General features: G+C 54.4%; 11 protein-coding genes. 5 read left to right on the forward strand and 6 right to left on the reverse strand.

Translation table 11 applies throughout. From position 1 onward, the window contains the following. From OEV49_07695 to OEV49_07710, 4 genes are all read left to right on the forward strand, one after another. Positions 1-575: hypothetical protein (locus OEV49_07695; GenBank protein MDH3890954.1), on the forward strand; the 575-nt coding region annotated here is incomplete at its 5' end. 168 nt (positions 576-743) lie between these two features. After that, on the forward strand, positions 744-2648 hold the full coding sequence (locus OEV49_07700) for a thioredoxin family protein (GenBank protein ID MDH3890955.1): 1905 nt from the start codon (positions 744-746) through the stop codon (positions 2646-2648). A gap of 114 nt (positions 2649-2762) precedes the next feature. Further along, positions 2763-3512 (forward strand): DUF2064 domain-containing protein, encoded by a 750-nt coding sequence (locus OEV49_07705; GenBank protein ID MDH3890956.1) that lies wholly within the window; start codon positions 2763-2765, stop codon positions 3510-3512. Then, positions 3513-4247: a creatininase family protein gene (locus tag OEV49_07710; GenBank protein MDH3890957.1), complete on the forward strand. Its 735-nt coding sequence runs from the start codon at positions 3513-3515 to the stop codon at positions 4245-4247. Positions 4248-4329: 82 nt separating this feature from the next. Here the strand turns inward: OEV49_07710 and OEV49_07715 are convergent, their stop codons facing one another. The 4 genes from OEV49_07715 to pabB all read right to left on the reverse strand — a co-directional run bounded on the left by OEV49_07715 (position 4330) and on the right by pabB (position 8755). Beyond that, entirely contained in the window at positions 4330-5046 is a 717-nt protein-coding gene (locus OEV49_07715; protein ID MDH3890958.1) for a DNA alkylation repair protein, read from the reverse strand. A 318-nt stretch (positions 5047-5364) separates the two neighbouring features. Next, positions 5365-6192 carry a hypothetical protein gene (locus OEV49_07720; protein MDH3890959.1) on the reverse strand — a complete coding sequence of 276 codons (828 nt, stop codon included), beginning with the start codon at positions 6190-6192 and terminating at the stop codon, positions 5365-5367. Positions 6193-6638: 446 nt separating this feature from the next. Beyond that, positions 6639-7481 carry an aminotransferase class IV gene (locus OEV49_07725; GenBank protein MDH3890960.1) on the reverse strand — a complete coding sequence of 281 codons (843 nt, stop codon included), beginning with the start codon at positions 7479-7481 and terminating at the stop codon, positions 6639-6641. Beyond that, entirely contained in the window at positions 7475-8755 is a 1281-nt protein-coding gene (gene pabB, locus OEV49_07730; protein ID MDH3890961.1) for an aminodeoxychorismate synthase component I, read from the reverse strand. Before pabB ends, OEV49_07725 begins: the two co-directional genes overlap by 7 nt. Positions 8756-8972: 217 nt before the next feature. Here pabB and OEV49_07735 point away from each other — a divergent pair, with 217 nt between their 5' ends. Further along, the gene (locus OEV49_07735) at positions 8973-10313 is read left to right on the forward strand and encodes a replication-associated recombination protein A (protein MDH3890962.1); all 1341 of its coding nucleotides are present in this window, start codon (positions 8973-8975) and stop codon (positions 10311-10313) included. A 187-nt stretch (positions 10314-10500) separates the two neighbouring features. Here the strand turns inward: OEV49_07735 and OEV49_07740 are convergent, their stop codons facing one another. Together OEV49_07740 and OEV49_07745 are read right to left on the reverse strand one after the other, a co-directional pair. Then, complete coding sequence (locus OEV49_07740) at positions 10501-11259, reverse strand: GDSL-type esterase/lipase family protein (protein MDH3890963.1); 759 nt, start codon at positions 11257-11259, stop codon at positions 10501-10503. 35 nt (positions 11260-11294) lie between these two features. Continuing rightward, positions 11295-11879 (reverse strand): acyltransferase, encoded by a 585-nt coding sequence (locus OEV49_07745; protein ID MDH3890964.1) that lies wholly within the window; start codon positions 11877-11879, stop codon positions 11295-11297. Positions 11880-12060 lie beyond the last annotated feature (181 nt).

Raw genomic sequence — 12060 nt, forward strand, 5'->3', positions numbered from 1 at the left:
CACCCCTGAATGCATCTGGTAAACTGGATATTCTGAGCGAGTCGGATCAATACGGCATGTCCAACCCCGAGAATCTCCCCGGCCCGGCCGCCGATGCCAACCATGATTACGACTGGTTTATCAATGAGATGCAACGTGAGGCTCAGGCGCCGCCTGGTTCTAAAGAGTCGGATGATGCGTCGGCATCGCAGGGGCTGTCGGTTACAGACCCGGCCTCGTTTGTCGACCCCATCACACCGCCGCCCGGCCCGCCCGCCGCTGGTGAAAGTGTCGTAAAGTTCATTGATGAGTTCAAAAAGGAAGTAGACAAGATTCATGACTCAGAACCTGAGAGCATTGCGGTAGAGTCCGACAAAACCGGCGGCAAGCGACCATCGGACGACCGAGGTTGGGAAGATTCTCTGGAAAAGATTACACCCGACCGGATCAATCTGTTCAAGCGGGAATTCGTTGATCTGCTGGCTGAAAAAATCGCCTCAAAAATCGTAGACAAGATTGACAGTCAAAAACTACTCAGTATGTTAAAGAATGAGATCATGGCCCAACAAACTCAGAAAAGCCAGGATTATTCTTGAACGACCGTGCAAAACCCACCGGCCCATATTTGAGAGGCCGGCTACAAGCATCAGTGGTATTCATCACCGACAAATTGGAATTGATGTCCGGGCAGACAGACTCGGATACAGTGTGAACATGGAACGACCTGACACCCTCGGGGGTACGGCAATCTGGAAAAACGATTCATGAAAGACGCTCTTGGGCGACCACGCCATCGTCTGGCTACGGCTGTCCTGACCTTTTTGATCCTTGGTTGGTTCGCAAACGTTGTTTTGGCCGAAATAGATTTTGGCGGTCCACCGACAGACTTCGATGAACCGCTGGTGAATGTCTCGACCGCCCTGTCCTACAGCAGTGTGGAAGCAGGCGAATCATACAGGGCCGCCCTGATTGCCCAGATGATACCGGGCTGGCATATCAACTCTGCTCATCCCTACCAAGACTGGCTTATTGCCGCCCAACTTTCTTTTGAACCACCCCCGGGCTTTCAGCTGTCCGACATCGACTTTCCCGAGGGGCACGATGTGGCCTTTTTGGATGAACAGATTTCCGTTTACTCGGATCGGGCGGTTTTTCTTTTCTCCGTCACGGTGGCGGCAGATGTTGCCGACGGCGTGTATTCACTACCGGTCGCATTGAACTATCAGGCCTGCGATGATTCGACCTGTCGGCCGCCGGAAACAATTGAGTCGATGCTGACAATCAACGTTGGCCAATTGGGTACGCTCACACACACCGATTTTTTCGATAACAGTGAAGCTCAGACGGCTTCGAACCAACCCCCCAACGGCGGCGAGACCAACGAGCTGCAACAGTTGGTCGACAAATATGGCCTTTGGGGTTACTTCCTGGCGCTCGGTTTGGCTTTTGTGACGGGTTTGTTGTTGTCGTTCTCGCCCTGCACCTATCCGATGATTCCGATCACGGTCAGCATCTTTGCCGGCCAGCAGCGTTCGTTGGGTCGAGGCTTTATCATGTCGTTGTTCTATGTCGGTAGTATGGCTGTTATTTACGGCCTTATGGGGCTGGTTGTATCGTTGGTCGGTGGCGTCTTCGGCGCCTGGCTGGCCAGCACACCGGTAGTGATCGGTATCGCGGTGATCTTTTGTGTGTTTTCCCTTTCGATGTTCGGCCTCTATGAGTTGCAGGTACCGATGTTTCTCCGACAGAAACTGGGAACCACTAAAGGCGGCGGTGGAATCGGTGGAGCCATACTGTTGGGTGCGGTCGCTGCTCTGGTGGTCTCGCCCTGTGTGGGTCCGTTTGTGGCCGGAATACTTCTCTATATCGCCACCCACGGTTCGCCGTTAATCGGCTTCATAGTGCTGTTCGTCTTCGCCATGGGACTGGGAACCTTGTTCATCATCATTGGAACATTCTCTTCAGCCATCAATTCCCTGCCGAGAGCGGGCGAATGGATGGACCAGGTCAAAAAGTTTTTTGGCTTCGTCCTGTTGATAATGGCCTTGTATTTCCTTCGCACGATCATACCGCCGATAACGATGGCCATTCTGACCGGCCTGCTTTTGTTAGCCTTCGGCGTCTTCGGCGGTGGACTGGATCGACTCACCGGCGAAGCCGGCGGGTTCGCTCGCCTCAAAAAGTACCTGGGTCTAATCTCGCTGCTCATAGGTGCCTACTTGCTCATCGGGACGATTCTGCTGGAAGGACTAATCCTGCCGCCGGCCTCCCGGTGGCTGCCGGCCGTTGGAGCCGGAACCTCACAGCAACAAGAGCACGGGATCGATTGGCTCACCGACCTGGACAAAGGGCTCGCTCAGGCCAGAGCCGAGGGCCGGCCGGTCTTTATCGACACCTGGGCAACCTGGTGCGCCAACTGTCGTGTTCTGGAGAAGAAAACATTCAGTCATCCCGACGTTATCAAAGAGGCCGATCGTTTTGTGCCGATTCGCGTGCAGCTTGAAAAGGCCGACTCTGAGATAACCAGGAACTTCATGGACCGTTTCGGCTTGAAAATATACTCTCTGCCCACCACGCTGCTGTTGGACTCTGAGGGCGCCACACAGATGATTCGACAAGGCGTCATCTCTCCGGAGGACATGGTCGCTCGGATGCAGCAAGTGAAGTGACTTCTGCCCTGATTTTTTACCTTATACACTTGTTTTTTTTGCGGACGAGTTATTGACTCGGAGCTTGACCAACTTTATATTCCCGCCGATTAAAAAATAGCAGGTTTACAAACAATGCCAAGACAGAAGAAAAACTCAAGTGTAATCGCCGTCTGCATCCAGGAGCCTTTTGAAGATGGGTCCAGCATGGACCTCGGTTCCATACAGGGGGACGACCTGCGATTTCTACATCAGGCGTTCATCTCCGATACCATCACGCACGCCCTGGATATTGAGACGGCCGATACACGACTGTACTACATCGACGACACGGACCGCAAACGATTCGTCCAGATCATACACGACTACCTCCAGAAGAAACTGACAAATCAGAAAGCCGAAGCGTTCAAGAAACGGTTTAACCTGTTTGAACAGGAAAAGGAACGCTGGGGCATCCGAGCGGAAAAACTGTTCGCAGACTGTTTCGCTTCAGGCTACGATAACGTCTTGTTAGTCGGTAGTCGCACGCCGACGATTAGAGCCAGCATGCTCAAAGCCGCGCTGCGAAAGCTTGAAACGTCGGATGCCGTTTTCGGTCCCACCCCCGAAGGACGCTACTATATCATAGGCATGTCCGGCGGCGCGAGAATCCAGCTGAGTGATTTCGACTGGAAGTCACCCTCGATTTATTCGGAAGTGGTCGAAGCTCTGACGGCCAAGGGTCTGGCCTGGTCCGAGCAGGAGATTTGGTACGCAGTAGAGACCACCGATGAACTTGAAATGATGGTTCGCGACATCAACCAATACCGCTACGAGGGAGACGAATCCACGGCCATCGAAACCGAGAAGGTCATGGAAAGACTGCTGGCCAAGCTGGGAGAATAGGTGGAACTCAAGCTACAGCGATTGAGTTGGCTGAAAGTCTCGGAACTCGTTCCCCGCAAAATCGACACCGTCATACTACCAGTGGGCACTGTTGAGGCGCACGGCTCCGACTGTCTGGGCACCGACAATTTCATTCCTGAGAACATTGCCGAAGGGATCGCCGAGCGCGTCAACGCGCTGGTCGCACCCACGCTGCCCTTCGGAATCACCAAGTCCCTGCAGCGTTATGCAGGTTGTATCACCTTGAAACCGGAAACCTTTGCCAACGCCGTTACTGAGATCATCGGATCGTTCAAGCAAGCCGGATTCAAGAACGTGATTGTGATGAACGGTCACGGCGGCAACAACAACGTGCTCAAAACAGTCGCGCACGATTGCCATCGTGACTATACCGTGAATGTCTGTGTCATTCATTGGTGGATGTTGTGCGCTCAGATGACCGAAGAGTTCTTTGGACATGTCGGCGGCCATGCCGGTACCGATGAAAGCGCCATGGTTCAGGCTATCGATGAAACTCTGGTCGACAAAGATGCATACGATCCCAAACAGGCCTGGTACTTCCGTCCCGGCGCCGATGTCTACCCTGTTCCCGGCACGATACTGCTATACAAAGATGGCGTCGGTGCGCCTGAATACGATGCCGAGAAATCCCGGCAGTACCGCGAGAAAGTAATCAAGACGGTCGGCGAGTTTACCGAGCTTGTGCTTACACGCTGGCGCCAGCAGGGGCTGTAGACCCAGACAGGCGTCTGGGGGGTGCGCGTAGCGCGAGAGACAGGCTTGCCTGTCACCCTGAGCGCAGTCGAAGGGTAGTCAGCTATTTCTTCATCGCTTCTTTACGCATGGCCGGGGGTAGCTTCTCAATAGCATAGCGCAAAGCCGTGCGCGGCATGACGGCGCGATGTTTCAAGACGTAGTTATAGACTTCATCCCGGAACTCGTGCGTGGCTTCTTTCAGCATCCAACCGTACCCCTTTTGCACCAGGTCTTCCTCGTCCATCATGAGTGTGTCGGCGACTTCGAAAGCGTCCGACAATGCCTGCTTCTTTCTGAGCGACACAATCAGACAGACGGCCGAGGCGCGACGCATCCACATGTTTTTTGATTTCGCCCACTTCTTGGTGCGTGGAATCAATTCCGGGTACATCAGAATCAAGTGCCCCAAGGCGCGACAGCATAGATTGTCGACCGTGCCCCAGTTGACAAGATGTTTCTTGGCCCATCGTTCGAACCGTGCGAAGTCCGATTTCGTAAAGTCCTTGCGGCACCGAAAGGCAAAGTCGAAAGCCAACCCTATGCGTGCTTCGAGATCGGAGGACAGCAGTTCTTCGCAATGACCGAAGATATCTTTCTTGGACTTCTTCTTGATCGTTTCCCAGATGTCGTTGGACAACTGTTTGAAGACCGGTCCTTTGAGCATCCAGGGTTGATCCAGTTTTTCCTTGAAGAAGCGCTGGGCGTTGATACGGTACTTGCGGGACTCGTATTTTTTCAACTCACGCGCGACCTGTTTTAGGAATGGTGATGTTTGCATGTTCTCCTCTGACTTTGTCCTAACATGCCTCATATTGTGGACAAGTCAATCACATTTTCTGAGATTCCCTCAATTTCGTCCTGAGTAATGCCCGGTAGGGTGGGTCCGTCTTCGCCTGCACGCCGTGGCGCGGACCCGCCTTTATTGTCTGTCGTTCCGGGCTTTGACCCGGAATCCAGTACTCGACTCGAAGGAAGTATGCCGGATCAAGTCCGGCAGGACAGCATCGGACGCGCGTAGCGCGAAAGAGTGATCTATCACCTCACCCTGAGCCCACCACCTCATCCTGAGCGGAGTCGAAGGATGAAGTATGCCCCCCTAAAACCGCTCTAGATACGTCAGGCGAAACGAACGTGTGAAAGTGTCTGAATCGCGGCGATTAATCAGGAGGTCTTTCAAAAGAAACTCCAGTTCCAGATTCTCGGTCACCAACCACTTGATCCCTGTGTTGAGATAACCTCTCCCCTTGCCGGAATACGGGTTGGTACTACCGTTGGGTAGTTTGGATTTATTGTCATCTAGAGCAGCATCGAATTCGGCTACGACAGCCAGGTTGTACTGGAACGTGGCATCGAAACCGACGAAGACGTTGGGATCGGTTTCGTCATCCCCCTCGTTTTCCAGCGAATAGTTGACCCCGGCATGCCAACCGGATGTCCAATTGTAAAAATAGAAGCTTCGACTGACCACAGCGTAGAAACCGCGTGACTTGAAAGTGTAGCGATCCAGAGAGCTATCGCTTATCCAGGCGCCAAAACCCTGCGAGCAAAAGCCGAAGGTCACGGCCGGGAAAACCTCGATCTCATCAACGACACGAAACTTGACATTGAACTGGATCTGCGGATTCCAATTGGGATCGCGATTGGACAGAATGTTTTCGGCCCCATAGGAGATACCGAGCGTGAGTCGATTGGACAGGCCGATATTAGTGTAAGCCAGGCAGCCGCCGTTGGGATAGAAACGAAAGCCGGCTGAGTAGTAGGCGCGGGGTAGCGTGCCCGCCGTCGGCATGTCCACCAGCCAGCGCGGCGGCACATCGTAGAGGCTGGTTTGGGCGTCATTGATCACTTGTTGCGCTGAGACCACCGTCGGAGCGGCGTTCAGCATTAGAAGGCAGATCAGCAGGGATCGGATAGTTCTATTCATAGCACGACCTTTGTTTATCGCGGTTTCTAATCGTTGAAAGATAGATGTCCTCCTCAAGATCAGTCAAACAAAAACCTGGTGTGTGATAAATCACTTCTTGCGCTTCGCGCCTTGTGAAACTAACAAGCAGATATTCAAGTGGTCTTGGGCGACCCCGCCCGACACCTCTCTCCCACCTGGGGGCCGTCAGGCGAGTCGCCAGACAGCACCTTTGCCAGATACCCACCGCAACGAACAAGTCCCGTCATTGCGAGCCACGCCAAGCGCGTGGCGCGGCAATCTCAAATTGTAGATGGAAGGCGATCCTTCGACTGCACACAGGGTAACGGCGGATGAGATTGCCGCGTCGTCCCCCGCTGGCGGCGGGGGACTCCTCGCAATGACTCAGTAGGAGACTCTGCCAAAAGCCCGGACGTCCAGGCCACCCAACCTGCGACGGGCCGCTTTCAGTTCACACCGACTAAGCGGTAGAACTGTTCGGCCAGGTCGGCGGTGATAGGTCCGGTTGCTACCCTGTGGCTCTTGCGTCCTGCTTTGACTAACGAAACACCGACAACCAGTTTCAGCGAACTGGAGATGAACAACTCGTCCGAGTCAAGCAGTTGCAAGAGTGAGCAGTTCTTCTCGGCGATAGAGTGACCGATCCGGCGGGCTTCTCTCAGCACGATCTTACGTGTAATGCCCTCAAGACAACCGGACGAAATGGGTGGCGTGAAAATGCGCCCGTTCTTTACCCAAAACACATTGGCCGACGTAACCTCGGCTACCTTGTCGTCCTGGTTAAGCAGAAGAGCATCATCGCAGCCGGCCCGACGCGACTGCAAGAGGGCGGCCGCGTGGATCACATACGACAGTGTCTTGATACGTCGAAAGACCGACTTGTGATCAACACGAAAGCGAGACACCTGGATGCGGAAGGGCCGTGCAGGCATGGTGTGCGGCGAGGCGCTCAGGATCACCTGCGGTTTCCCCTGACGTCCGACCCAGCGGGCCGCTTCACCGGCGGTAAGCGTCAGCCGCAACTTGGTAATCCGATCCGGGTGAGCGCGCACTGTTTTCTTCATCCAGCCAGTCAAACGCTCGGGCGTCACAGGTATGTCCAGGCCGATCACTTTGGCGCCTCGGTACAAACGGCTCAAGTGCTCCTTGAGAAAGATGATACGATCATCGACAGCCAGCAGCGTCTCGAACAACCCCTCGGCATACAACAGGGCGTTGTCAAAGACCGAGATGCGGGCATCCTCGCGGTCGTGAAACCGTCCGTTGATAGTCGTAACAGTCTTCAGCAAACCGTTTCCTCCTGCTGCACACCAAGCGACTTGAGCAGATTGCGGGCCTTCAGAAGCATCTCGTCATATTCAGAATCGGGATCACTATCAGCCACGATACCACCACCGGCATGGACTTGATACTGCCCCCCGGCGTGAATCATGGTTCGGATAGCGATATTGAAATCGGCCTTGTCACCATCCACGTATCCGATGCAGCCGGTATATACCGACCGCGGCAGAGTTTCCATGTCGGCAATAATTTCCACGGCGCGCTTCTTCGGTGCCCCGGTGATCGAACCCCCGGGCATGAGAGTTGCCACAATATCTTTCAACCGGACATCGTTCCGCAGTTCGGCTGAGATATCGCTTACCAGATGAATCAACGATGAATAGGTTTCTGTCTTGAAGAGACGTTCGACTTCCACCGTCCCGGTCCGCGCGATACGTCCGAGATCGTTACGTTCGAGATCGACTATCATCAACAGTTCGGCGCGGTCCTTGTCAGACTCAAGGAGCCGACGGCGGCTGTAGTCGTTGGCCATAGGGTCATCGCTGGCGGCAATGGTCCCTTTGATGGGACCGGTGCTGATACGCCCGCCCTCTTTTAGAAACATCCGCTCCGGTGATGTTGAAAGTATCTGATAATCTCCAAAATCCAGGTAGGCACTGTATGGAGCCGGGTTAAGACGCCTCAAACGACGGTACACATCGAAGGGAGGGGCGTCCGAGTTCACATCGATACGCGTCGTGAAATTGGCCTGGTAGATGTCTCCCTCGCGGATGTGGTCCTTAATAGCTCGGATGCGTTCTATGTAGTCGGCACGACTGGTTTGGATTAAACACTCGCCGCCGGATTGGTCGACAGCATCATCAATACTATTGGCACCGACGCTTTCGGTGTGGTCGAATTTCTGCGCCCGATCAAAGAACAGAAACCGCACCGACGGGATCGAACCGTACACGGACGGCGTGACACCGACAAACGGCAACATTGCTTCATACGAGATATACCCAACCGAAAAGTACTGCCGGCTTTCCCACAAACCTGAAAGTTCATCCCAAATATCGCGCCCCGGAAGCACCTGAACCGCTTCGCCCGACTTGCGAACCTGCACACGATTCTCATGAAGTGCAACATCAATCTGCGGATCACCGGCGACAAACGAGTTGTGCCCGCGATCATCAAAGCGCAGGGTTGAATCCAGCCAAACCGATCCGGGCCTGCCTGCTACCGTCGCAAAAAACGCTTCCGGTGAAGACACAACTTCTTTGGTGACAATTTCTGTTTCCATATCAGAGCGCCAAGCTAACGACCAGAACCGATTTGTCAACCCCCAGCAACAAGTTGCTTCTGTTGGGCACCAGCTTGCGGCGGCAACACAGCACGAAACAAAAGAGACCCAGTTATGGGCAGGCTTGACCCTGTCACCCTGAACGCAGTCGAAGGGTGCTCGTTGAGGCAAGAAATTTGTGATTGAGCCGGGCTGCCGGGCTGCCTATATTGGGCACATGGATATTTTCGAGAAAGACTCCCCCCTGTCGGAGGAGGCGGTGCACAATGCTTCCCCGCTGGCCGATCGGATGCGCCCGCAGACTATCGATCAGTTTGTGGGCCAGTCGCGGGTTTTCGGTGTCGGCACACCTTTGCGCCAAGCCATCGAGCGCGACCAGGTCGGGTCGCTGATTCTGTGGGGACCGCCCGGCTCCGGCAAAACCACGCTGGCCCGTTTGATCGCCAGTACTACACGGGGACAGTTTGTGCCGTTCTCGGCCGTGACTTCAGGCATCAAAGAGGTCAAGGCGGTCATCTCCAAAGCGGGCAACTATTTCAAATTGTCCGGTCGACGCACTTATATTTTCATTGACGAAATCCATCGTTTCAACAAAGCGCAACAAGACGCTTTCCTGCCCTATGTGGAATCGGGCGACATCGTGCTCATCGGGGCGACTACGGAGAACCCCTCGTTCGAAGTCAACTCCGCGTTGCTTTCACGCATGAGGGTCTATGTTCTTGAACGGCTCAGCCCAGCCGATATTCGAAAGTTGATCGAAAGAGCGTTGTCCGACAAAGAGTCTGGGCTGGGGGGCGGCAATGTGCAGATCGATGAGGACGGGCTCGATTTTGTGGCCGCGGCCGCCGATGGCGACGCGCGCCGGGGCTTGTCACTTTTGGAAGCGGCAGCAGCCTTTGTCGAGTCGGGCAAGACAATCACAGTCGATGACCTCAAGCAGGTGCATCAGCGAGGGCTGGCTCTCTATGATAAAGCCGGCGAGGAACATTACAATCTCATATCCGCTCTGCACAAAACTATCCGGGGCGGCGATCCCGATGCATCCCTCTACTGGCTGGCCCGGATGCTCGAAGCCGGTGAGGAACCCATGTATATCATCAGAAGACTGGTGCGGTTCGCCACTGAAGACGTCGGCCTGGCTGATCCATACGCGCTGACTTTGACTCTCAACGCCCGTGATGCTTTTCATTTTCTCGGCCCGCCCGAGGGGGAGTTGGCCATTGCGCAGGCTGTCATCTACATGGCTTGTGCGCCGAAATCCAATTCTGTTTACACGGCCTTCAAAGCTGCAAGAGTCGATGCTGTGGAGAAAGGGTCCCTGCCGGTGCCGCTGGGATTGCGTAACGCGCCGACTTCTCTGATGAAAGATATTGGCTACGGCTCCGGGTACCAGTACGCCCACGAGTTCAAAGATGGTGTAACCGGTCAGGAGTATTTCCCGGAGGAACTGGCCGGTACCAGCTACTATAAGCCCGGCGCGATCGGTCGTGAAAAGCGGCTGGCTGACTATCTGGCGCAGTACAAGGAATTCCGCGAAAAACTGAAGGACGACTCGTAGAATAAGGTGATTTGTCGAAACCTCGTCCTTCGACTGCGCTCAGGACGACACGGTCAAGCCGGCACAAATCACTGGAAAGGAACTGACATAGAGAGGCGGCGCGCGAAGCGCGAAAAACAGGCTTGCCTGTGGTTCGACTCCGCTCACCATGAGGTGGAAAACGCACGTAGCGCGAAAAAGTGATTTATCACTCCCCCCCCAACACCTCACGCAAAACCGGACGGGCAGCATCGGAAACGATCTGGTAACCCTTGTCGTTCAAGTGCACCGGGTCAACCGAACAGTCGCGCGGCAATAATCCGTTTTCATCGCCGATTGCGGCTGCGAAGTCAATAATCGGGTAGTGGTTCGACTCGGCAAAGGCACGCACCCAGTCGTTGAACTTTGAGAGACTGTCGGCCACAGAAAAATCGCCGATCCGCGCCTCTGGTTTGCCCGACGGAATTATCGTCGACACAATCGGCACGATGTCATTCGAGTGGGCCAACTGCGCCAACATGGTCATGCCATCTTCGAGAACCTTGTTGGGCATCTGCGGCCGGACGTTGATCGAACAAAACTTGATTATCACAGCCTTGGGGTCAAGCTCCAGCACGTCTCGCTTGTAGCGCGCCAGGATTCCGGGCACCAACTGTCCGCCGACACCCCTATTGACAAGCGGAAACTCAGGTAAAAACTTCTCGAAGTCCCAACGTTGGGTAATCGAGGCACCCAGAAAAACGATGCGCGACGAATCAGCTTCACCTCGTTCGATCTTCGCCAGGAGTTCAGCGTTTTCCTGAGCATAAGCGACCCTCGGAGCCGACTGTTTGGTCGTACCGGTCAGTTTGCGTTTGATATCTCCCAGCGGCGAGCCGCCGTACTTGACATAATTGAAAAAGGCCCAAATCGCTACAATGTTCAAAAGCAGCGAACCGGCCAGCACCAGTATCCAGAAGTATCGCATGACATCCATTCCTTCTATTTGATTCTTTTCACTGCCTAAAGATTTACTTTCCGGGCCGGGTTGCCCATGAATGTGCAGTTATCCGGCGCATCTTTGTAAAGCACGGCACCGGCCGCGACAGTACAGTTTTCCCCCACGTTGGCCATTACGATTGCTTCCTGCCCAATCCAACTATTGGCGCCGATTGTGATCAGATCGTACTGTTCGGTGGCGGTTTGATCAGAAGTTCGTTCATCCGGTCGCCCGTGCTGATATTTGCCGCTGATAACCGAGACGCGTGCGCCAAAAAGCACGTTGGGCCCAATATCGGCACAGCCAATAATCGTGTAGACGCCCAGAACCACACCCGAGGCCACGCTGACGTCACGGTGTGACAACATACTGCCCAGCATGAAACTGGCATCGGGAGACACATTGCGACAGGTGGCCAGGTAGAAACCGAGCCTGAAGTATTGGCCGACTATCGTTGGAAAAAGCGACAAAATCTCTTTGCAGGCGCCGTACACGCGCTCGTATCGCCGACCCATAATGGCTGCCTCCAGCCAGGTGAGCAGGATAAGCGGTAACGTGCAAACGACACCACACACCAAAAGGAATCTTTTGACAACCAATCTGATCATAAACCTTCTATCGGCTTACCACACCTGTACAGTAATGCTACCGCCACCCGTATATGAAGGCAACTACAAAAAGGGAAAGTTGAGGGGCTTGTTTTGGTTGGCCGGAAACGAACAGAGAATATGCGGCCTTCTCTGACATTTCGGCAAGACTCAAGTTGAGGTTTTCGTGTCTGCGTGGGAC

Source organism: Candidatus Zixiibacteriota bacterium (assembly GCA_029860345.1).
Lineage (GTDB): Bacteria > Zixibacteria > MSB-5A5 > GN15 > FEB-12 > JAJRTA01.